Below are 22,838 nucleotides of genomic sequence, written 5' to 3' on the forward strand. Positions count from 1 at the left end.
CTTGCACAATGCACCGACCACAGGAGGCACATATGACCGATAACATCAGCCACGAACGACGTCGTTTCGTCGGCAGGGCTGCGATGGCGCTTGCCGCGGCCCAGCTTGCGCTGAGCACGACGGCTACGGCGAAGCCGGCGAAGTCTGCCACCGTCGTCAAGCCCGGCGCCAACACCTCGTTCGCGTCCCTGAAACAGATCGACGCCGGCCTCCTCAACGTCGGCTATGCCGAGGCGGGTCCCGCGGATGGCCCGCCCGTGATCCTGCTGCATGGCTGGCCCTATGACATCTACGCCTTCGTCGATGTCGCACCGCTGCTCGCCGCGGCCGGCCGTCGCGTGATCGTGCCTTACCTGCGCGGCTACGGCAGCACGCGTTTCCTCTCCGACTCGACGATGCGGAACGGGCAGCCGGCGGCGATCGCGGCCGACATCGTCGCCCTGATGGACGCGCTCGGAATCGACAAGGCGACGATTGCCGGCTTCGACTGGGGTGCGCGCACCGCCAACATCATCGCTGCGCTCTGGCCGGAGCGGGTCAAGGCGATGGTCTCGGTGAGCGGCTACCTGATCGGGAGCCAGCAGGCCGGCAAGATGCCGCTGCCGCCGAAGGCCGAGCTGCAATGGTGGTATCAGTTCTATTTCGCGACCGAGCGCGGCCGCGAGGGTTACGACAAGTACCGCCACGATTTCTCGAAGCTGATCTGGCARCTCGCTTCGCCCCAATGGCATTTCGACGACGCCACCTTCGATCGCAGCGCGAAGGCGTTCGACAATCCGGACCATGTGGCGATCGTGATCCACAATTATCGCTGGCGGCTGGGCCTCGCCGAAGGCGAAGCGAAATACGCCGACGACGAGGCGAAATTGGCGCAGGCCCCCGTGATCGCCGTGCCCACCATCACCATGGAGGGTGACGCCAACGGGGCACCGCATCCGGAACCGTCCGCTTACGCGAAGAAATTCTCCGGGCGCTATTCGCACCGGACCATCAAGGGCGGTATCGGCCACAATCTGCCGCAAGAAGCGCCGAAGGCCTTTGCCGACGCGGTGCTGGACGTCATGGCCGAAGCCTAGGCGCCGGGCCTGCCAACGGCACTTAACAACGCTTAACGGGCGATCGTCTGCGCACGGGGGTATTTCTATTGGGGCGACACCACCGATGCGAGAGGAAACGGCCGGATGATTCCGCTGCTGGCGAATGCGATCGAAGCCCATGGCGGGCTCGATCGATGGAACGCCCACGAGCGACTCACCGCCACGATCGTGACGGGCGGCGACCTCTGGATATTGAAGGGCGTCGATCAGGACCAGGCGCCGCGCACGATGCGGATCGAGCTGCATCGTGAGCGCGCTTCCGTGGAGCCGTTCGGCAAGCCCGGCCAGCGCACCGACTTCAGCCCGGAGCGGATTGCCATCGTGGCCGCGGACGGCCGCATCGTCGCGGAGCGCAACAATCCGCGCGCCGCGTTCGCGCGGCACGATATGCGCACGCATTGGGATCCGCTGCATCGCGCCTATTTCAACGGCTATGCGCTCTGGACCTACATGACTGCGCCGTTCCTGCTGGCGGCGGACGGGTTCGAGGTCCGGGAGATCRCACCCTGGCGCGAGGGCGCGGAGGTCTGGCGCGGATTGCGGGCGACCTTCCCGGCCGTGATCGCAAGCCACAGCGCCGAGCAGGATTTTTATTTTGGCCCCGACATGCTGATCCGCCGGCATGATTACCGGGTCGAGATCGCCGGCAATTTTCCGGCAGCTCAGTACGTATCCGATCCCGTCACCGTCGACGGCTTCAAGCTCCCGAGCCGCCGGCGCATCTATCTGCGCGGCGACGATCTGATGCCGCTGCGTGACGAGCTGATGGTGTCGATCGATCTCGCGGATTTCCGGTTCGACTGAGCCTTGTCAGGCCGATGCCTCGTCCAGCACGAGCCGCGCGGCCTTCAAATCCGCCGTCTCGAATCCTTCCGAGAATCGGGCATAGGTTGCGGCGAGATCGTCGAGCGGATTCTTGATGCCCTGCCGAAGCCGAAGCGCCGCGAGCGACATCTCCGTCCGCAATCGCCAGGACAGCGCGCCCTGCTGCTCCGCTAGCGCGAGCGATGCGGCAAAGCTCGCTTCGGCGGCACCGAGATCACCGGTCCGCGCCTCGAGGTCGCCGCGCCGGCGCAGGAGCTCGGGCATGTCAAAACCTCCGCCGCCCTGCTCGACGCGGGCGATCGTCTCGTGCAGGACCTGCAGCCCTTCCGTCAACCGTCCCAGCGCCGCCAGTCCCTGCGACAGGTCTGCGGCGAAGGCGGATGCGTAGAGCTCGTAGCGATCCGCATGCAGGCGCGGCAGCGCGCTCCCCAGCAGATCGACACCGCCGGCCGGCTCACCGCGGGCGATCATGGTCTGCGCGCGAAAGCCGGTCGCGACGGCTTCGTACGGCGCGAGTCCGTGCAAATTCGCATGGGTCGCGAGGCGTCCCGTCATCGTCTCGACGGCGGCCCAGTCGCCGACCCAGCCGAACACCGAGGATGACCAGCACAGCGCAATGCAATGCATCACCACATCGCGCGGCGCGGCGGCGCCGACGAGCGGACGGACGCAATCGAGTGCGCGGTCGGGAAAGCCACGCAGCCACAGCACCCGTGCGAGCGGAATCTGCGGCGTGCGTGAATAGGCGAAATGCCCGGGCTCCGTCCCGCGCAGCGCGGCGTCGTCGCGCACGCCTGCATCGAGATGGGCCTGCGCCTCGGCCTGGTCGCCGGCGAGATGATAGGACACGCCGAGCAGCGCCTTGCTGCCTGCGATCCCCGCGGTGTCGCCGATCTGGCGGGCGATGCGCTCGGCCTGGAGTGCGGTCGGCACGAGGTGCCTGTAGTCGCCGGTGCGGCGATAGAACATGTTCAACCGCGACAGCAGCCTGAACGCATTGGCGTGATCGTCGAGCACTTCGGCGATCTCCAGCCCGCGCCGGAGTGCGGCCTCGGCCTGCTCGCTGTTGCGCTCCGTGAACATGAAGGCGTGGCCGAGCGTCGACTGCAGCTCGAGTTCCCATTTGCCGCCCTGGTTGGCATCGTCGAGCATCGCGAGCGCGCGGCCCGACCAGATGCGCGCCTCGTTCAGCAGATTGAGCTCGACGAACAGCCTTGCGGCGCTGCCGGCGAGCGGCACGCGCAAGGCGGCACCGTCGTGGTTGGCAAAACTCCATTCCAACGCCGCACGGGCATCTGCGAGCAGGCTCGCGCGCGCCTGCAGGCGCGAAGCCGGGTCGCCGCCCTGCTCGGCCATGCCGGCTTCGAGCGTGCGCTGAACATAGGCCGTGTGACGGCGCGCGGTCGCCGCCGCTTCGCCTGCGTCGACCAGCTTCTGCATGGCATAGGCGCGCGTGGCATCCAGCAGGCGATAGCGCCGCGATGCGCCATCGGGCTGCGCCGACACCAGCGACTTGGCCACGAGCTGCTCCAGCGCATCGACGACGCGATCGGCCGCGGCGCCCTCATCCGCGGCGACCGACATCGCGCCCTTGAGCGTGAAGGGGCCGGCGAAGATGGCGAGTCGCTGAAGCACTGTGCGTTCGCTCTCGCCGATCAGGCCAAAACTCCAGTCGAGCGTCGCGCCGAGCGTCTGCTGCCGTGGCGGCGCCGTTCGCCGTCCGCGCCATTCGAGCTTGAGCCTGGAGTCTAGCAGCGCGGCCATCTCCCGCAATCCGTAGACGCCGACGCGCACGGCGGCGAGCTCGATCGCGAGCGCGATGCCGTCGAGCTTGCCACAGATCTCGGCCAGGACCTCGGCATCCTCGTCCGTGATATCGCCGCGATGGCCTGCGGCCGCGGCACGATCGATGAACAGCTGCGCGGCCGGATAATCCAGCACTTCGCCGGCGCTGAGGCGCGCCCCTTGCGGCGGGCCGGCCAGCGGAACGAGTTCGAAGATCTGCTCGCCTTCCACCAGCAGCGACTCGCGGCTGGTGGCGAGAATCGCGATGCCCGGCGCCTCGCGATAGATGTTTTCGGCCAGACGAGCGACCTCGTCGATGACGTGCTCGCAACTGTCGAGGATGAGAAGCAGCCGCCGGCCGCGCAGAAAATTGACGATGCTGCCTGAGGGATCATCGTGATGAACGACGAGACCCAGAGCGGCGGCAACCGTGCTCGCGACCAGCGTGGCGTCCTTCAGTGGGCCGAATTCGAGGAAATGAACGTGCCCCTCGAACGCCTGCCACATGTCATGCGCGAGCGCGGTCGCAACCGTGGTCTTGCCGATGCCGCCCGGTCCTCGCAGCGTGACGAAGCGGTCGCTCAGCAGACGCGCCGACAACTCGGGCAGCACGTCGTCCCGACCGATCATCCGGTCCAGCCGGTGTGGCAAGGCTGCAGGCGGCGCCGTTCTTTAAGGTGCACGCGGCGCGAGTGCCGGAGCGGCGTTGCGCTCGCCACGTTGCACGGGCGYGACGAAGCAATAGCCGCGGCTCGGGACGTTGGTGATGTAGCGGGCCCCGTCCTTGCCGTCGCCAAGCACCTTGCGCAGCTCCGCGACATGGACGCGCAGGCTGATTTCCTCGACCGCGAGGCCGGACCACGCGTAGCTCAGAATCTCGTTCTTCGGCACCACTTCGCCGGCACGGCTGAGGAGCAGACGCAGAATGTCCATCGCGCGGCTGCCGAGCTTGACCGGCGCTCCGTCCCTCTCGAGCAACCGCGACCGCAGCGAAAACGGTCCGAACGAGACTGCGTCGAAATCAAGGCTCGCCCCGGCGCCATTGCCGGGCGAGCCATGTGCTGCCGGGGGTTCGGTCACTTCTGACTCATCTTGACGGCCATTTCATTCAAATGCGCGGCGACTATACCCGCCGTCGATGCGCGGTCCAGCAAGGCGCCGAGCCGGCCTCATACCGGCACATCGATCGCAGCGCGATGTTCTGCAATGTCCTCACACCGCACCGATCTGCGCAAATAATTGAAAAGCTGGACAAAATCAAACGTCCTGCGGCGGGCTGTCACACTTCATGTGCTCGCACAAAATCTAACACCTCCTAATCATCACTAACGGGCTTCTTGCCTGGCTCACGCCTATCCTCTGATCGTGGAAAGCACTGAGAGTTGGCTGATCGCTGCAAGCGGCGACGAGGCCAGGAGAGGACGAGCGATGTTCAATGACTTGCAAGCAGCGCATGCCTGGATCGAAYTTCCCGCCAGCCGGTGTGATCGCGAGGCTTCGCACGGGATGCGTGCAATCGCGCAGGAAAGCGGATGGCGCAAGATCGATCGCGGCCTGGACGCGGACATCACGATTTCGCGATGGGAAGACTCGCGGGCCATCTCGTCGCACGAAGCGACGACGCCGGCGGACCGCTATTTCGTCGCCATCGCGCTGAAGACCGCTCGGGTAAAGCTGACGCGGGACCGTCAGATCATCTTCGACGGCACCATGCCCGCGGGCACGCTGTACGTCAGTGCGCCATCGAAGCTTCTCGGCGTGCAATTCCATTCGCCCTGCGCTTTCCTGCACTTCCACATCTCCACCGATCATTTTTCGGCGGCGCGGCCGGCGACCGAGGGCCTCAACGACCTCGTCCTGCTGCGCGACCCGCTCGCAGCCGAGCTCGCCAAGGCACTGACCGAGCATGGCGATACCGCGGACCAGCAATTCGCGCGCTGCATCGGCGAGACCCTTGCGATGCATCTGACCCGGCTCGAGCTGCCACGCTCAAAAGTCAATGCCTTGCCGAAATGGCGGCTACGGCGCGTCGAGCAATATATCGCCGATCACTTTGATCGCTGCATCAGTCTGTCTGAGCTCGCCAATGTCGCGGGCCTCTCGAGGATGCATTTCGCGGCACAGTTCCGCGCCGCGACCGGCTACCGTCCGCGCGAATATCTGCTCAATCATCGCGTCGAGCATGCGAAGACCTTGCTCACGACGACCGAGCGGCCGCTGGCGGAGATCGCGCTTGCCGTCGGCTTCAGCACCCAGGCGCATTTTTCGACCGTGTTCAAGCGCATCAGCGGCGAGTCACCGGCACGCTGGCGTCTGGCCAGCAGGGCTGTGCTGCCTGCTACGGAGGCGCTTCCGCGGCGGCGCCCTGCCGCGGACATGGACTGGATGGTCGGCGCAGCCGCGTAGTTCGTGCGGCGGCAGGCGAATTGGAATCGAGGTATCTGAAATCAAGGGATTTGGAATCAAGCGACTTGAGATCAAGGCACTTGGCATCACGCCATCTGCAGTTCGACCGGTTTGCGATTTCTTTGGCGTGAGTGCCCTGCCACTCACGCCGGCTCGAGCCCTTTTCCTCCCGGGCCTGCGAGCCACTCGGGGCCGTCCCTCCGCCCACACAGGACGGCCCCTTTTCTTTCTGCCTCTCGTGTCCTGGACGCGCTACGGCACGGGCACGAGAGCGCAGTATGACTCACACTCCCTCCACGTCGTCGTTGCGAGCGCATTTCGCGTAGACCGGATAGAGCGCAGCGTAGTCCGGCGCCTTCGCACTACGGCCGCAGCAATCCCGGCGACGCGCCTATACCGGATCGAACGCGCGGATCGGCGGCAGATTGCCGGTGAACTTCTCCACCTCGACCGTCGTGAGCTGGCCGGTGCAGCCCTGCGCGAAGGACGAGGTGCCGATGTCGCGGGTGAGCACGTTGGGATTGCCGTGAACGCAGAGCGGCGCTTCGTCCTCGGGCTCCATCGGGTCGTACCACGCGCCGGTCGGAAGCTGCACGACGCCGGCCGCGATGCCGTCGGTGACGTGGACGGCGGCGAGACAGGCGCCGCGCTCGTTGAACAGCCGGATGATGTCGCCGTCCTTGATTCCGCGTGCATCGGCATCGCGTGGATTCATGCGCGCCACCTCGCGGCCGCGATGCTTCGCGCCCAGCGAATGGCCGCCGAAGTCGAGCTGGCTGTGCAGGCGCGTCACCGGCTGGTTGGCGACGAGGAAGCACGGCGCGCCGGGTTTCGGCATGTCGGTCTTGTCGAGCCAGATCGGATGGCCGGGACAATCGGCATCGCCGTGCGCGGCGATCTTGGCTGAATAGATCTCGATGCGCCCGCTCGGCGTCGGCAGAGGATGTTTGGCCGGATCCTCGCGAAAGCTGCGCAGCCGGCCGCCGTCGTCGGGCTGTTGCGGCACGACCAGGCTGCCGCGCCGCCAGAATTCGTCGAAATCAGGCGCCTCGAGGCCACGAGCTTGAAGCGAGGCGCGAGTCGGCTCGTACAGATGTTCGAGCCACTGCCGCGACGTGCGCCCTTCGGTGAAAGGTTCGCGCGCACCCAGGCGCTCGGCGAGATCGGCAAAGATGTCGTAATCGTCACGCGCAAGGCCGAAGGGCTCGGCGATCTGGTGCATCGCGACCATCAGGGGATCGTTGGTCGAATAGCCGATGTCCTCGCGCTCCAGCGTCATGGTCGAGGGCAGCACGATGTCCGCGTGCCGCGCCGTCGCGGTCCAGGCGAGCTCGTGCACGACGAACGTATCGAGCTGCGCAAAAGCCTTGCGCAAGCGGTTGATGTCCTGATGGTGATGGAAGGGATTGCCGCCGGCCCAGTAGACGAGGCGGATGTCCGGATAGGTACGCGTCTCGCCATTGTAGCGATAGGTCGTGCCGGGACTGAGCAGCATGTCGGCGATGCGCGCGACCGGAATGAAATCGCGCACGCCGTTGCGGCCCTGCCCCAGCGTCGGTCCCGGCACGTCGTTGACGCGGCGGCCATAATAGCCGATCGCGCCGAGCGAATAAGCATAACCGCCACCGGGCAGGCCGATCTGGCCGAGCGCTGCAGCGAGCACCATGCCCATCCACACCGGCTGCTCGCCATGCTCGGCGCGCTGGAGCGAATGCGAAACGGTGATCAGTGCACGCTTTCCGGCGGCGCGGCGCGCGAGCTCGCGTATCGCGTCCGCATCGACGCCGCAAATCGCGGCGGCCCATTCGGCATGCTTGGCCTGCCCGTCGCTCTCGCCATTGAGATAGCGCAGGAACACGGGCCAGCCTTCGGTGTAGCGATCGAGGAAGGCCTGGTCGTGCAGACCTTCGCTCACAAGTGTGTGGACGATGCCGAGCATCAGGGCGGTGTCGGTGCCGGGCAGGCACGTCATCCATTCGGCGCCGGCCTCGACGGGAAGATCGTCGCGCAGCGGGCTGACCAGGATGAACGCGCAGCCGCGCCGGCGCGCGGCTTCCATGGCGCCGCGCTCGACATGCTTGCTGATCGAGCCGCCGGCCACCATGGAGTTCTTCAGCGCCATGCCGCCGAACGCCAGCACGATGTCGGTGTTCTCGGCAATCTGCTCCCAGGTGACGTTGCGCTTGGTGATGTCCTCGTAGCCGGCAAGGATCTGCGGCAGCAGCACCGAGGATGCGCCCGAAGAGTAAGTGTTCACCGAGCGCACATAGCCGCCCATTGCGATGTTGAGGAAGCGATGCACCTGGCTCTGGGCGTGATGGAAGCGGCCCGCGCTCGACCAGCCGTAGGAGCCGCCGAACACGGCGCCGGGGCCGCGCGTATCGCGGATGCGGCCGAGTTCGTCGCCGAGCAGATCGAGCGCCTTCTCCCAACTGACGGAGACGAACTCATCGCGGCCGCGGCGATCGTCCGGGCCAGGTCCGCGCTCGAGCCAGCCGCGGCGGATCGCCGGCTGGGCGATGCGCGCCTGATGCCGCAGCGCGCCGGGGAAATTGCCGATGATGCCGTTCGGATCGGGGTCGCCCGCATAGGCCCTGACCTCGAGCCCGGCTTCGCTCTGACGCGCGGAAAACACGCCCCAATGCGAGGTGTGGGGCTTGAAGCCGTCAGACAGGTCGAGGCCGGGGTCGGGAAAGCCAATCGTATCGTCCATCGTCTGATCCTTGTTCCGGTACGGCACGGACCCAGCCGCTGCCGCGTCGATTCCGGTGGCAGTATACCGATCCGCATCATGATGTCGTCGGGATCAGGGCCGTCGGAAACGCCGGGCTCCCGCGCGCAAGTGCAGCTGGGTGACCGTCCGACCGCACGACAAGCGGCGATTCTTAAGCCAATTTATTCTTTATTTTCAATATCTTGTTGGACGACCTTCGAGACGCCCCGGTCGCGAAATCTCTTCAAACGACATCGACATGGAAATGTGCGATATGCCGCCCATCCCCACAGCAGCATCGGTTCATCATGATCCAGCGCGTCTTGCCCTACGAAGGACTCCTCCACGAAGTGGTCGAGCATAATGGCGTGCTCTACATCGGCGGGATCGTCCCCGAGGACACCAGCCTCGATATGTCGGGCCAGGCCAACGACGTCCTCGGGCAGCTGGCGCGCCTGTTGACGACGCTCGGCTCCGATCTCGCCAACGTCTTGCAGGTGACCATCTTCATGACCAACCTGAAGGAGAAGGCGGAGTTCAATGCGGCCTGGAAGGCGCACTTTGCGGAAGCTCACCTGCCGGCGCGCGCTGCGATCGGCGTGGCCGATCTCGGTCCAGGCGTCAAACTCGAGATGACGGCCATCGCGGCCCGGTAACCCCAGGCTCGAGGCGCTCACTTCCAGGCGATCGTGATCGCGCTGATGTTGGAGGCGAGCTCAAGTCCGGCCTTCGGGCCTTGCAGCACGATCGTCACGCCCTTTTCGTTGCGCAGATGGGCGCCGTTGACGCCGCCGACGAGTGCGAAGCCGCCGCCGACGGAGCTATAGGTGCCGACGAAGTCGCCGACATCGCGGATGCCTGATGCCCGGCCATCAAATCTGCCGACGGTCGCACCGGCCGTGATGCCGACGCTCAAGCCGGAGACCTTGAAGGGATAATTCCGACCGCGGTAGTTCAGCACGCCACTGCCGGTGCCGCCTCCGACCAGCAGGCCAGCCTTGACGAACCTCACCTGGACATGGCCGCTCGCTTGCGCGAACGACGGCGTGGCCGGCATCGCGAGCAGGAGGAGCGCGAGCGCGGCAAGGCCGATTGCGGTCGCGCGCCGCATGCGTTCCGGTTTATGGCTTCGCGGCATCGACCTTCTTCCAGGTCTGGTCGGGATCGAACAGCGTGGTGCGCTCGGCGATGACCGCCGTGCGGTTGCCGAGATCCTTCTGGTAGACGGTGCCGGCATGATTGACGAGAAACGTCATCACGCCGGAATTGCCGTATTCGGCGGGCCAAGCGATCAGTCCGAAGCCCCCGATCATCTTGCCCTTGACGACGTAGTTGAGCGCGCCACCGGCCGCGTCGGAACCCTGGCCTTTCAGTATTCGGAAGTAGTAGCCGTGATAAGGCGCGGGTGCCTCGCCTGTGCCTTGCTTGTAGCCTTCGGCCGAGGCCTCCGCGACCAGCGCGCCGAGCGGGCTCGGATCACTGTCGTCACGCCAGAACAGGCCGTCCTTCTTGCCGGGCGTGGAAAGGAAGCGTTGCGCGTAGACACCAGCGCCCTCGCCGCGATCCGTGTCGGCGTATTCATTCTGGGCATCGACATAGGCAAGCGCGGTCTGGATCGCGTCGAGCTCGTTGCGGCCGATGCGGCGGCGAAGCACCTCGATCCGCCCCTCGTCGGTGTCGAACGCCCAGCCTGTCTTGGTGTTGAGCAGCGGAATCGGAAACGGGAAATCGTCCGGCCCCAGTATCAAGGTCGCGGTCTTGTTGCCCTCCGCCTTGATGCCGTGCTTGGCGTCGTACATCGACGTGAAGCGCTGACGGATGTCGTTGTCGGCGACCTCGTCACCGGACGAGACGATATCCTCGGCGGCCCTGCCGAGCACCTTCAAAATGTCGCCCGGCCYGCTTTTGACTGCGGCCGCGAGCGCGGCGGCCGCATCCTCCGGTGTCTTGTAGGATTGCTGCGCCTGTGCCGCCGAGCCAAGCATGGCGAGCGCCACCACGCCCGGCAGGATCGCGCGATGGAGCGATTTCAGGCCGATCATGGCGTCACCTCCGCAGGGATCTTCGCGCCGTCGGCGAGCCAATCGCGGTAGGTGCGGAATGTCAGGCCAAGCTTGTCATAATAGACGCGCAGATAACCATCGCTGCCGCGCGTCACGGCGTCAGGCATCACCTTCTCCACCTCCTGCGCCATCACGCCGACATAGGCCTTGTCGCTGCCGATGTAGCTGAAGCGATAATAGCCGAGGCCGTTAGAGAGATGGCCGAGCAGGACGATGTCATGCTTCAGCGCGATGTCGGAGCGCCGCCCACCGCCGCCACCGCCGCGGCCTCCTCCTCCGCCTCCACCACCACGGAAGCCACCACCACCACCATGCATGGCCATTCCGCCACCGCCGCCGCGCCCGGCAAAGCTTCCGCCGCCACCGCCGCGCGGCATGCTCGCCATGCTGGAGCGTCCGCGCGCCGATGCTGCGGCCGCCGCCCGGCCCGACGAGACGTTCATCGCACCGCCGCGATTGCCGCCACCGCCTCGATTGGCGGCAGCGCCGCCGCCGGCTCGATTCGCAGCCTTTGCACGATCGCCGCCGCCCTTACCCACATTCTTGCCTGCATTCTTGGCGCGATCTCCACCACCCTTGGCACGATCTCCCGCGCCAGCACGATCGCCGCCGCCGGGCCGGTCGCCGCGATTGCCGGCACGATCACCGCGATCACCAGCGCGATCTCCTGCACGGTCACCCGGACCGCCACGATCACCGGCACGGTCGCCGGCGCGATCTCCAGCCCGGTCTCCCGCACCTTGGCTCGGGCGCAGCACCTGGTTGCCGTCCCGGCCGCGGAAATCCATCCGGTCCGACGCGCCCGCCCTCACATTGTTGTTGCCGAAACGCTGCTGGACGTTGGTGTTGTTATAGCGCACGCCGCCGCGATGCGCCGGATTGTGCTGCCAGCCGTTGGCGATGTTGGTGGTGCGATGATTGACGTAGACGTTGCGGTTGCCCCAGTTGCAGCCGCCGCCCCAGTAACTGCCCCAGCGCCCGATCGCCCAGGCCGTGCCAAAGGCAATGCCGGCCGCAACCACGCCGGCGCCGATATAGGACGGATATCCCCAGTAATACGGCGGATACTCCGCATAGGGCCAGGTGCCGTAGACCGTCGCCGGATCGTAATAGGGCACGTACATCTCGGCGGGATCGGCCTGCTGGATGACGACAACCTGCTTGCCTTCCTGGCTCTGAACGCTGACCTTCTGCTGTTTGGTCGTGACCAGCTTCTTGTTGTCATAGGCCTTGTTGCGCAGGCGCTGGATCGCGTCCATCACGTCGGGCTGCTGGGCGAGAAAGGCATCGCCGAGTTTCTGGGTCCATTCGAGCTTGTCGCTCATCATCGACAACACATCGGGGGTGCTGGCGAGCGCCTTGACGCTGTCGTCCCAGGCCTGCTCGTCGACCTCGGCCTTCAGCGCCTCGCCCTTCAGCGTCTTGCGCTCCTTCAGCCAGCGATCGGCCTGCACCACTTCCAGCGGATAGGTCGATGCCGCCAGGACATTGGCCAGCAGCTCGTCGGGATAGAGCGCGATCGGCGCCACCAGCGCCTCGAGCTGCTCGGGTTTCAGGAGTTCGGCGCTCGGCGGAGGCGGACTTGCGGGCTGTGCCTGCGTGCTCGGCGCCGCCGGCTTGTCAGCCGTCTGCGCGGTTGCGGTGATCGGCATCGTCAGCATCAACGCAAGCGCCATCAGGATCTTGCCGCAGCGAAACATGCCATCCTCCATCGAACTTTCCGGCCACCAAGATCGGGCCGCGGCATGGGCGTTTATTGATCAAGATCAACGAAGGCCTGCTTGGCCGCCTTGTTGAGGCGCGAGAGCAATGCCGCGCCGCCGGATCGCTAAACGTCTGCGCTAGTGGATGATCGGGAGCCTGATCGTGAACAGCGCGCCGCCCGACGGCTGGTTCTCGGCGGCTATGGTGCCGTGATGGGCCTCGACGATGGTCTTGACGATTGCGAGCCCCATACCCATGCCCTGAGGCTTGGTCGTGAAGAATGGATTGAAGATGTTCGCGAGGTCGCCGACCGCAATGCCCGAACCGGTGTCGGCGATCCGGATCTCGGCGTGGCCCCCGGCGCGCCCGGTCGATACGCCGACCTCGCGCTTCTTCATGTCCGCGTCGGAGACCGCATCCAACGCATTGATGATCAGGTTGAGAACGACCTGCTGCAGCTGCACGGGGTCGCCCTTGACGTGCAGCTCCGCAGCGGCTGGCGCGTAAGCCAGCGTGATCCGGCGCCCGTCGGCGAGCGCCGTCACCAGGCCGATTGCTTCCCGTACCGTGTCGTTCAGTTCGGTGTCCTTGATTTCAAACGGCCGCTTCCTCAGGACGCTTCGAAGCCTGCGGATGACCTCGGACGCCCGCTGATCGTCGCGCCTGATGTCGGCCAGAATCTGGCGGATCTCGTTGATGTCGGGTGAAGTGGCTTTGAGCATAAGCTCCGCCGTCTCGGCATTGGTCAGAATGGAGCCGAGCGGCTGGTTCAGCTCGTGGGCAATCGACGTCGTCAACTCGCCGACGGCCGAGTACCGATTGGCGTGGGCGAGTTCGGTCAGGCGTTGTCGCGACTCGATCTCGGCCAACTGGCGGCGATGGCGCTCGCTCAGAAGTCCGCCGATGAAGCCGGCCTGTATCAAAATCACGGCCGCGATCAGCAGCATCTGCCAATGATAGCGATCCCAGAGGGCCGGCTCACGAAACAGGATTTCGCTGCCCGGCGGCAGACTGCTCTCGCCGATCCCCCAGCGCTGCAACTCCCGCCAATCATATTTCGGCGGCCCGAATCCGATCGGCTCGTATTTGATGCGGGCCGGCTTCTCGCCGCCGAGGATCCGGATCGCGGCACTGACGGTCTTCGAACTGGTTTCGGCGATGGAGTGCATGGGCCCGCCGACGCTGGCGTCGCCGAAGAAAGGTTCCTGATACGAGAAGATCGGCGCGTTCGCGACAGCATGCAGCCTGTGCAGGGCGATATCGCCCTCGTGGACAATGCCGCCGGCATCGACCAACATCAGCCCCCAGAACAGCGCGGAATGAGGCGGAAGCACCGATGCGCGCTTCAGGATCTCCTCAAACGGCAGGTCGGAGTACCAGACGAGGTCGAGCCGGCCTTCCAGCGGTTTCAACTCCCGCTTCACCTCGTCGATCCAGAATTTCTCGAGGGGCGAGGCACCGACCACAACGGCGACCGTTTTGATATCGGGCAAGAGCTTGAGAATGTTCTCGAAGGCCGCCACGAAATCATTGCGGACGGACACGACCACGTCATTGTCGGTGAGGTCCAGGCGGTTCACCAGCCGTTGTTCGACCACGGTCAGCACCGTCGGCGTTTCCGGGAAGAGCTTCGCACGGTATCTCTGCACGAACCGCGCCGCAGGTGCGCCGATGCTCAGCACGATATCGGGCGGCCTGCCCTGGTAGAGCGAACCGAGATAATCGACGAAAGGCGCTTCGGGGCCTGGACTGTTGAAACGGGCGGTGAGCAGCGTGTGCTCCTGGACGTCGAGCGGCCAGGGCGATTGCCGCTCGAGCTCGGCCTTGATGCTCCGCGCATATTCACTCCAGGGGCGAAACTCGCGGCCGAAGGAATGCAGGATCAGCACGCGCTTTGGCTCGCTGCGCGCAGCCGAGCCGGGCTCAGCGGCTCGCGCGGGCCCAGACAGCATGCACGCGGCGAGCAACAGGCCGAGACCCAACAGCGTGGTCGCAACCAGCCACTGCTTGACCGACGCCCTGATCATGCGCCCGCTCCCCTCCGCCTCGGCCGCGCTCCGGCGCCTCCGGACCACAATTCTAGCGAGAACTGGGCCGCTTCGACAGTGCCGAGGACGCAGTCAAGCTGCACGCAGGACGGTCCATTCGCGAAACAATCCGACCTGGGACCTCAGTGCCCGCTCAGCACCAGCGTCTTGATCGGCAGCAGCAGCGCCTGGATGCGCAGCAGCAGCGCATGCACCAGCCCGACGCCGTCGACGACATGCAAGACAATGGCCCGGCCGGTGCTGGTCTCCTTCGCCGAGATCTCCTCGTGATTGCTGGTGTAGGCGTTGACGATGCAGCTGCTGCCCGGCGTCACGCCGTCAAGGCCGCCTTTGTAGAGCGGCTCCATGAATGCCAGGATCGTACCGGGCCGCACGACATTCTGCGCCTCAACGAGTAGCTCTCCGCTGCGGAACTGTCCGGCCGCGATGTAGTCTTGCACATTGGTGATGACCATCGGAATGATAACCCACGGCCTCGATATGCAGGTTGCTTCCGCCACCATGCCGACCTGCAAGACCTGAGCCTCGATCTGGCCAAAGCCCGCCTGCAGACTCTGCCGGCCGGCGCCCGCCGGAACCAGCACACCCGCCGGCCGCAACAGCTGATTGACCACGTCGCCGGCGCGGACCAGGAATTGCTCCACACGCCCGTCAACGCCGGCGCGGACAAAAGTCTTGTCCAGATCCACCTGCGCCTCGGCTAGCGTCGCTTCGGCGCTGGCCTTTTCGGCCGGCAAGAGCGTTGAAACGCGCAAGGCTGCCGACTGCCTCGAAGCCGTGGCGGAGTCGACCCCAGCCTGYCGCTGATCGACGAGCACCTGCAGCTTTTCGATGTCGCGCTGCGGCACGATGCCGGGATTGCGACGCTGCAACTCGGATTTGACGTCCAGTTCATCCTTGGCCTGCTGAAGGTTGGCCTTGGCTTCCTGGATCTGCGCTTCGGCCTTGACCACGTCGGATTCCGCGCTCGTCAGCGACGCATCGACTTCAGCGATCTTGCGTTTGGCGGTTTCCAGAGCCGCGCGTTGCTTCGAACTATCCAGCGTGAACAGTACGTCGCCCTTCTTCACCGCCTGGCTGTAGCCGACATTGACTTCCGCGACCCGGCCGGAGCCCTCGGGCAGGATCGGCACCGTACGGTAATACAGCGTCGCCGAGGTCGTTGACGGGTGAAAGTAGAAGATCATGGTGATGAGCGACACCGTGAGCATCAGGCAGCCGGTGATGCCCCATCGCAGCTCGTACCAGATGGAAAAGAACGTGATCTCCTTGCCGAAGCGCTTGCCCTGCGCATAGCGGCGGTAGAGATAGTCGGGCAGGATGGTCAGAAGGGAGCAGAACATGAGCTCAAACATGGCTGCGCTCCTTCTCCTTGGGGACTGACTTCTCTGCCGGTGGGGGGCTCGGTTGCTCGGGTTCGCGCCCGTCGCCCGGAGCGGCGTCAGCGATCCTCTCGACGGAGCCGGCAATGCTGCGCAGCGGCGTGCCGAAATCGGGCAGGTCGATCATCGCGAGCAGCAGGCCGGCCACCCAGAAAATGTGCAAGTGCGTAAAGAGCGAGATGATGCCCAGCACCGCCACGATCTCGAATTGCAGCTTCTGCGACTTGTGCGCCATGCGCTCAGGCAGGCTGTGCAGCTTCCAATAGAGCGTGCCCACCCAGAGCACGGTGCCGATCAGGAAGATCCCCATCACCACCATCAGCGGGTCCACCCCGCTTCCCGGCGCGAGATAGAACGGCAGATGATGCGGGGCCATCGGATGAAGTTGCTCGCTCAACGTTCTCTCCTCGACAGGCGCGTTTCCACTTGAATGCGTCGAATGCAGTGTCGGTATCGGGTGGCGCAATTGCTTGATTTGGATCAACGGGCCTGGAACGGCCCCACCTAGCCTCGCCTGAAAGTTGACGTGCAACAACAGGAGCCGCCTGCCATGCCCGGCATCGATGATCTCATCCCCAGTGCCACGCAGATCCGCAAGGAAGCAGCCCTCAAGGAGGCAGCGAAGGCCGACGAATATGCGCGCCTCGCCGCCGCCGCCGAAGCCGAGAAACACGCCCTCATTGAACGCCTCAGCAAGCCTTCTGGCAAGACCGAGGACGAGAAGATCAAGCTCGCCTCGACGATCATCCAGCGTGCGGTGCGGAACGGCTTGACCGAGGTTCAGGTCTATCGCTTCCCCAACACGCTGTGCACCGACAAGGGCCGCGCTATCAATCAGATGGAAGCGGGCTGGGAGAACACCCTGACCGGAATTCCGAAGGAAATCTTCCAGCTCTGGAGCGATTACCTGAAACCGCGCGGCTATCGCATCGYGTATCAGATCATCGATTTTCCAGGCGGTGTTCCCGGCGACATCGGCGTGACCATTTCCTGGGGTGATTGAGCATGGCCAATGACGCGCCCGTGGAGCGGATGAAGCGGAAGGACTATGAGAAGGAGCTCGAAAAACTCCAGGTCGAGTTGTGTCACCTTCAGGAATGGGTCAGAGCCCAGAAACTGAAGGTGATCATCATCTTCGAGGGGCGCGACGCGGCCGGCAAGGGCGGGACCATCAAGGCGCTGACCGAAAAGGTGAGCCCGCGCGTGTTCCGTGTCTGCGCCCTGCCCGCGCCCTCCGACCGGCAGAAATCCCAGCTGTTCCTGCAGCGCTATATCGAGCAATTCCCGGCCGGCGGTGAGATCGTGATTTTCGACCGCAGCTGGTACAACCGCGCCGGCGTTGAATACGTCATGGGCTTCTGCTCGCCGACCGAACACAAGCGCTTCCTGGAATTGTGTCCGCTGGTCGAGAAATTCGCCGTGGACGCCGGCATCGTCCTGATCAAGCTCTGGCTCGAGGTCGGGATGGAGGAGCAGGAGCTCCGCTTCAAGGCGCGTATCGAGGATCCGCTGCGGCAGTGGAAGCTGAGCCCGATGGACACCGAGTCGTTCGGGCGCTGGTACGATTACTCGCGCGCGCGTGACATGATGTTCGAGGCGACCGACACGAAGCATGCACCGTGGCGACTGATCCGCTCCGACGACAAGCGGCGAGCGCGGCTCAACGTTATCTCGCACATCCTGAGAACTATCCCTTACAAGGAAGTCAAGCGGGAGAAGGTCAAGCTTCCGCCACGGTCCCACAAGGGACGTTACAACGACCAGGCAAGCCTGCGCGGCCTGAAGTTCGTCGAGGAACGCTACTGAAACGCGAAACGGGCTGCGATGACGCAGCCCGTTTAGCTTGAGCGCCCTCCCGGGCCTATTTCAGCCGGATCGTGACGCCGCCAACCGCAGCCGATACTTCCGCGCCGACCTTCGGCCCGCTGAGCTGGAGGATGACGCCATTGCCGTTCTGCAACTGAACGGCTCCGGCGCCCGCGGCAACCGCGCCGCCCGCGCCGCCCGCCGCGTAGGAGCCTTCGATCGACTCCGGCCCCCTCAGATTGAGTGCGCGCCCGAYGAGCTTAGTGGTCGAGGCGCCGATCGTGAAGCCGACGCTCATGCCTGAGACGGTGAAGGGATATTTCTTGCCCCGGTACAGCAGAACGCCCTCGCCGCCACCGACGCCGACGATGAACCCGCCCTTGGTGAAGACCACGGCAACCTGGCCGGTGTCGGCACGCGATGACGTACTGAAACCGGCGACGCCCGCGAGCGAGACGGCCAAGGCGGCATAGATGGCGACTTTTCTCATGTCTCACGTTCTCCTCTTGTTATGACGTCGAGCTATTAGGCCAGGATCATCGCAAAGTAACCGAACACGGTGAGCAGGATGCCCGACACCGCGTAGCCGACCGGAAATCCGATCCAGGGCACGGAGCTCTGGATCTCCACCGCGGCCTCGCGGCACGGGCCGGAGTGCGACCGCGCACCGGCAACGCCGCCCATCAGCACGGCCGGGTTGATCTTGAAGACGTGATAGCCGATCGCCCAGACGATGAACGGCGGGATCGTGCAGGCGATGAAGCCGGCGACGAAGATCTTCAAGGCAACGGCACCGGTAAGCTGCGCCAGCAATCCGGCACCGGCATTGACACCGACGATGGCGACGAAGACCACGAGACCGAGGTCCTCCAGCACGTTGCGCGCCGCGTTCGGCGTATTGCCGAAGAAGCGCAGCCGCGAGACCAGCGACGACACGATCACGCCCGACAGCAACAGACCGCCGGCATTGCCGAGACCGATCTTGGCACCGAAGGCCGGAAATTCGATCATGCCAATCAAGAAACCGAGGATCATGCCCGCGGCCAGCGTCAGCAGGTCGGTCGACGTATTGGTCCGCGCGATGCGTCCCCACATCTCGCCGAGTTCGTTGACGGCCGACTTGAGGCCGACTACCGAGACGATGTCCATCCGCTGCAGCTCGGTCTTGAGACCGGCGGCAAGTGGTACACCACCACGCTCGACCTTGGTGACCTGCAACTGGCCGGCGATCGCCGTGTCGCGGAAGGATTCAAAGGTGCGTCCGACCATCTCCTTGTTGGTGACGAGGATGTCGGCCTGATCCATGGGAATGCCCAGCGCCGTGGTGTCGGCAACCTCGGGGCCGATCAGGCCCATCTTGTCGGTGAGATGCTCCGTCGAGCCGCCGAGCGCGACGACGTCGCCCTTCTGCAGCACGAACGCAGGATCGGCTCCCTGCGGCTCGCCGCCGCGCGCCACGTTGACGATCCGGTACTCCGGATGGATCGAGCGGAATTTGGCGATGCTCATGCCKACCTGCGTCGGATTTTCCAGCCGATAGGCACGCAGACCGAACTGCCGATAACCGGTCAGGCCGCCGCCCTCGAGATCCTTGACGCCAAACTCCTTCTCGTACTGCCTGGCCGCCGCCTTGGCATCGACGCCCCACCACCGCGGCAGGTACTTGCAGATCAGGATGATGCCGACGGTACCCCAGATGTAGGTGATGCCGTAGGACAGCGCGATCATGCCCGACGCATCCTCGGGCTTCATGCCTTCAGGAAGCTTGACGACGCCCGAGGTGATCGCCTGCTCGGCCGAGCCGATTGCGGCCGACATGGTCTGCGACCCCGCCAGCATGCCGCCAGCCGCGCCGATCGGAAGCGCGAAGAGTCTTGAACAGATGACGACGAGCGCCAGACCAAGGACGCTGGACACCAGCGCCAAGATGCAGAACTTGAGGCCATCGCCCTTCAGGCTGTTGATGAAGGACGGCCCCACGCGCAGGCCGACGCCGTACATGAAGAGGTAATAGAACAAGCTCTTTGCAAAGTTGTTGAGCTCGAGCTTCACGCCGTAGGTCGAGGCCCACACCGCCAGCCCGGCGCCGACCACGATGGCGCCGGCGACCATGCCGAGGCCGTAGCCCTTGATGCTGGCCCGGCCGATCCAGACGGCAAGGCCAACGACGAAGAACAGCAGCAGAAACGGGTTCTGCTGCAAGAACGTGAAAAAGCCTTGCATGACCGTCCCCTGTTATGATGCGGCCTTCAGCTTCGGCGTGGCGCCCGGCTTGGGCCGGCCGATCTTCGCCAAGGCTTCGGTGCGTACGAGCTTCAAGCCTTCCTTGGCGTCGTAGCCGTGGATTTCCTTCACATCGAGCTTGCGCATGAAGTCGATGGTTTCCTGGGTGATGACCTGGCCCGGCACCATGATCGGGAAGCCCGGCGGATACGGGATCACGAAACTGGCCGAGACGAGATCGGGGCCGGCCTTCAGGCGGCGGTCGATCTCGGGATCGCCGAGCCGGATATATTCGCATCCGGCTGCGTCATAGGCCGAGTAGAAGCCGCTGCGGATATCGCCCTCGTTGGTCTTGGTGCCGGCATCGCCGCGGAAACTATCGTGGAAATGCGAGAAGTTCGGCAGGTCGGGCACGTCGGTCATCAGGCTCTTGACCCGCGCCTCGAATGTCTTCTTCGCATTGGCGCCACCCTGGACAAGTCCGCGGTCGACCTCGCCCGCGATCTCGGCCAGCACCCTCACCAGATGCGCGACGTCGCTGCGGGTGTTGTTGATGTTGGACTGGAACAACACCGAGTTGCGCGAGGTCTTGTTGATCTGGATGTTGTACTCGTTCGCCAGGATGCCCTTGAACTGCGTGCCGTCGTAACCGGCGGTGCCGCACACCAGCGTCATCCGGGTCGGATCGAGGCAGAACTCGTCGTCGTCCAGACTCTTCAGGATGTTCGCCCAGTTCGTGCCGGCCGCGAGATAGTCGGTGAAGCCGCTCTGGCGGTATTGCGCGGGTACCATCGCGTCCGCACCAAGGATGCGGAAATATTTCGAGATCAGGGGATTGTTGTTGACCGCATTACGGATAGCGAACGCGATCTCCATCGCATTGGCCACGAGACCATAGCCCTCGAGCTCCATCTGGCGCCGCGACACGTCGAGGCTCGCGATGAGCTGCTGGTTCGGGCTGGTCGATGCGTGCGTGAACACCGCCTCCTTGAACTGCTGCTCGACCGTATGGAATTCGACGTCCTTGACCGACAGCATCGAGCCCTGCCGGATCGCCGACATCGACTTGTGGGTCGAGTTGGTCTGGTAGACGCGCAGGCGGATCTGACGCGGATCGGGAATCAGCCGGGTCTTGAGCAGCACCTCGTTCGACGGGTTCTTGCCGAGCTCGGCCTGCTGCTTCTCGTAGGCCGTGACCGATTTCGGGTCGTGCATCCAGGCCTCGATCTCATTGGCGGCGCCCATCGCGGTGCGCCGCCGCAGGTAAGGCGAGAAGCGCGCAAAGCCGAACCAGGCTTCGTCCCAGAGGAAGATCAGGTCGGGCTTGATCGCGAGGCATTCCTCCATCACCCGGCGGGTGTTGTAGATGTGACCGTCGAAAGTGCAGTTGGTCAGGTCGAGCATCTTGACGCGGTCGAGCCGGCCATCCGCCTTCGCATTCAGCAGGGCCTGCTTGACGGTCTTCAGCGGCACCGCGCCATACATCGAATATGCCGTCATCGGGAACGCTTCGACATAGATCGGCTGGGCGCCGGCCAGCACCATGCCGTAATGGTGCGACTTGTGGCAGTTGCGATCGACGATCGCGATGTCGCCGGGCGCGAGCAGCGCCTGCACCGCCATCTTGTTCGAGGTCGAGGTACCGTTGGTCACGAAGAACACGCGATCCGCGCCAAGCGCGCGCGCCGCCTTGTCCTGCGCTCTCTTGATGGTTCCGGTCGGCTCCAGCAGGCTGTCGAGGCCGCCGGTGGTCGCGCTGCTCTCGGCCAGGAACAGGTTCAAGCCGTAGAATTCGCCCATGTCGCGAATCCAGTCCGACTTGAAAACCGATTTGCCGCGCGCGATCGGCAGCGCATGGAACGTCCCGATCGGACGCTGCGCATATTTCTTGAGATTGTCGAAGAACGGCGTGTCGAAGCGGTCCTGGATGCCTTCGAGGATCGAGAGATGCAGCTCGAGCAGATCTTCGATGGAATAGAAGATGCGGCGAACGACGTTTGCTTCCGGATTTCCGGCCATCTCCTCCACGTCGCGGTTGGACATGAGATAAAGGTCGAGCTCGGGACGGACCCGCTTGACGATTTGGGCCAGCCGGAGCGCTGACGCGTCGGACTCGTCATTCAGTCCCGCCGATGCCGTCAACGTGCGGAGCACCGGGGCATCGTGCCGCGAGCGCAGGGTGAAGCCTTCGTTGATGACGACGGCTGCGATGTTGGGGTTCAGCATCGTGGCGCAGAAGGCGTCTTCGAGGCTGCCGACGATGACCGGCTCATAGACGAACTGATCGACCGGACGCCGCAGCTTGCGCCATTCGTTGGCGAGCGCGAGCCATTTGGCGGACGAGAGGCCGGTGACGATCAGGGTTTCGAAGTAGGGGCGACGCGCGGTGTGCTGCCCGAACATCTGCGGCACCAGATCGGAGGCGTCGCCATTGTCCTCATCATTCACATTCCAGTCGCCGGTATGCTGGCGGAAGGACCTCGTCGTCAGGGCCTGTGTCAGCCGCGTCGCGAGGGCGAGCGACGTTGCCGCATCGCCAGTGGCGGCTGCTTCCCGCAGGGCCCCCATCAGTTGCAGACCGGGATAGCCGTGAAACTCTTCCGTCACAGACAGATCGGCCAGCGCGGCATCGTATTTTGCACGATCGCCGCCGCGGGCCCACACCTTTGCCGCTTCCACCAGATCGCGCCAGTCGTCCGCCCGTCCACCGGGGCCAGACAGGAACTGATCGATGCGCTTCTGCGCGGGCTTGGCGTCTTTGGACATGTTTCACTCCCGATCCATAT

Annotated in this window: 18 protein-coding genes; 6 read left to right on the forward strand and 12 right to left on the reverse strand. The window is 64.7% G+C overall.

Annotation, left to right across the window (positions count from 1 at the left end; all coding sequences use genetic code 11):
- Window positions 1–32: 32 nt before the first annotated feature.
- Both AB4Z51_RS29500 and AB4Z51_RS29505 read left to right on the forward strand, forming a co-directional pair.
- Complete coding sequence (locus tag AB4Z51_RS29500) at window positions 33–1,076, forward strand: alpha/beta fold hydrolase (RefSeq protein ID WP_441498580.1); 1,044 nt, start codon at window positions 33–35, stop codon at window positions 1,074–1,076.
- Window positions 1,077–1,181: 105 nt separating this feature from the next.
- Window positions 1,182–1,901 carry a hypothetical protein gene (locus AB4Z51_RS29505; RefSeq protein WP_441498581.1) on the forward strand — a complete coding sequence of 240 codons (720 nt, stop codon included), beginning with the start codon at window positions 1,182–1,184 and terminating at the stop codon, window positions 1,899–1,901.
- Between the two features lie 6 nt (window positions 1,902–1,907).
- Here the strand turns inward: AB4Z51_RS29505 and AB4Z51_RS29510 are convergent, their stop codons facing one another.
- A complete protein-coding gene (locus AB4Z51_RS29510; protein WP_441498582.1) occupies window positions 1,908–4,337 on the reverse strand; it encodes an ATP-binding protein in 2,430 nt (809 codons plus the stop codon).
- 42 nt (window positions 4,338–4,379) lie between these two features.
- Window positions 4,380–4,787: a winged helix-turn-helix domain-containing protein gene (locus tag AB4Z51_RS29515; protein WP_441498583.1), complete on the reverse strand. Its 408-nt coding sequence runs from the start codon at window positions 4,785–4,787 to the stop codon at window positions 4,380–4,382.
- Window positions 4,788–5,135: 348 nt separating this feature from the next.
- Between AB4Z51_RS29515 and AB4Z51_RS29520 the strand changes: the two genes are divergently transcribed.
- Window positions 5,136–6,113, forward strand: coding sequence for a helix-turn-helix domain-containing protein (locus AB4Z51_RS29520; RefSeq protein ID WP_441498584.1), 978 nt, complete (start codon window positions 5,136–5,138; stop codon window positions 6,111–6,113).
- Between the two features lie 391 nt (window positions 6,114–6,504).
- Here AB4Z51_RS29520 and AB4Z51_RS29525 read toward each other — a convergent pair whose 3' ends face one another.
- Entirely contained in the window at window positions 6,505–8,826 is a 2,322-nt protein-coding gene (locus AB4Z51_RS29525) for a molybdopterin guanine dinucleotide-containing S/N-oxide reductase (protein WP_135216468.1), read from the reverse strand.
- Window positions 8,827–9,134: 308 nt separating this feature from the next.
- On the opposite strand from AB4Z51_RS29525, the gene AB4Z51_RS29530 reads away from it, so the two are divergent.
- Window positions 9,135–9,482: a RidA family protein gene (locus AB4Z51_RS29530; RefSeq protein ID WP_038958155.1), complete on the forward strand. Its 348-nt coding sequence runs from the start codon at window positions 9,135–9,137 to the stop codon at window positions 9,480–9,482.
- Between the two features lie 17 nt (window positions 9,483–9,499).
- Here AB4Z51_RS29530 and AB4Z51_RS29535 read toward each other — a convergent pair whose 3' ends face one another.
- From AB4Z51_RS29535 to AB4Z51_RS29560, 6 genes are all read right to left on the reverse strand, one after another.
- Entirely contained in the window at window positions 9,500–9,964 is a 465-nt protein-coding gene (locus tag AB4Z51_RS29535; protein WP_063981868.1) for a hypothetical protein, read from the reverse strand.
- Window positions 9,948–10,868 carry a DUF2950 domain-containing protein gene (locus AB4Z51_RS29540; protein ID WP_441498585.1) on the reverse strand — a complete coding sequence of 307 codons (921 nt, stop codon included), beginning with the start codon at window positions 10,866–10,868 and terminating at the stop codon, window positions 9,948–9,950. The genes AB4Z51_RS29535 and AB4Z51_RS29540 overlap by 17 nt, the downstream gene beginning before the upstream one ends.
- The gene (locus tag AB4Z51_RS29545) at window positions 10,865–12,589 is read right to left on the reverse strand and encodes a DUF3300 domain-containing protein (RefSeq protein WP_167768276.1); all 1,725 of its coding nucleotides are present in this window, start codon (window positions 12,587–12,589) and stop codon (window positions 10,865–10,867) included. The genes AB4Z51_RS29540 and AB4Z51_RS29545 overlap by 4 nt, the downstream gene beginning before the upstream one ends.
- 141 nt (window positions 12,590–12,730) lie before the next feature.
- Complete coding sequence (locus AB4Z51_RS29550; protein ID WP_085402453.1) at window positions 12,731–14,620, reverse strand: sensor histidine kinase; 1,890 nt, start codon at window positions 14,618–14,620, stop codon at window positions 12,731–12,733.
- Window positions 14,621–14,763: 143 nt separating this feature from the next.
- Window positions 14,764–15,996 carry an HlyD family secretion protein gene (locus AB4Z51_RS29555; RefSeq protein ID WP_063981865.1) on the reverse strand — a complete coding sequence of 411 codons (1,233 nt, stop codon included), beginning with the start codon at window positions 15,994–15,996 and terminating at the stop codon, window positions 14,764–14,766.
- On the reverse strand, window positions 15,989–16,399 hold the full coding sequence (locus AB4Z51_RS29560; protein ID WP_063981864.1) for a hypothetical protein: 411 nt from the start codon (window positions 16,397–16,399) through the stop codon (window positions 15,989–15,991). Before AB4Z51_RS29560 ends, AB4Z51_RS29555 begins: the two co-directional genes overlap by 8 nt.
- A gap of 174 nt (window positions 16,400–16,573) precedes the next feature.
- On the opposite strand from AB4Z51_RS29560, the gene AB4Z51_RS29565 reads away from it, so the two are divergent.
- Both AB4Z51_RS29565 and ppk2 read left to right on the forward strand, forming a co-directional pair.
- Complete coding sequence (locus tag AB4Z51_RS29565; protein ID WP_441498586.1) at window positions 16,574–17,026, forward strand: hypothetical protein; 453 nt, start codon at window positions 16,574–16,576, stop codon at window positions 17,024–17,026.
- Window positions 17,027–17,028: 2 nt separating this feature from the next.
- Entirely contained in the window at window positions 17,029–17,829 is an 801-nt protein-coding gene (ppk2, locus tag AB4Z51_RS29570) for a polyphosphate kinase 2 (protein WP_085402452.1), read from the forward strand.
- Window positions 17,830–17,884: 55 nt separating this feature from the next.
- Here ppk2 and AB4Z51_RS29575 read toward each other — a convergent pair whose 3' ends face one another.
- From AB4Z51_RS29575 to AB4Z51_RS29585, 3 genes are read right to left on the reverse strand one after another with little or no spacing between them, the layout of a single operon-like run.
- Window positions 17,885–18,319 (reverse strand): hypothetical protein, encoded by a 435-nt coding sequence (locus tag AB4Z51_RS29575; protein WP_441498587.1) that lies wholly within the window; start codon window positions 18,317–18,319, stop codon window positions 17,885–17,887.
- A gap of 35 nt (window positions 18,320–18,354) precedes the next feature.
- Complete coding sequence (locus AB4Z51_RS29580; RefSeq protein WP_063981861.1) at window positions 18,355–20,052, reverse strand: aspartate:alanine exchanger family transporter; 1,698 nt, start codon at window positions 20,050–20,052, stop codon at window positions 18,355–18,357.
- Between the two features lie 12 nt (window positions 20,053–20,064).
- Complete coding sequence (locus AB4Z51_RS29585) at window positions 20,065–22,818, reverse strand: beta-eliminating lyase-related protein (protein ID WP_085402450.1); 2,754 nt, start codon at window positions 22,816–22,818, stop codon at window positions 20,065–20,067.
- Between the last annotated feature and the right edge of the window lie 20 nt (window positions 22,819–22,838).

The sequence above is a fragment of the Bradyrhizobium sp. 2TAF36 genome, from assembly GCF_052114925.1.
Classification (GTDB): domain Bacteria; phylum Pseudomonadota; class Alphaproteobacteria; order Rhizobiales; family Xanthobacteraceae; genus Bradyrhizobium; species Bradyrhizobium barranii.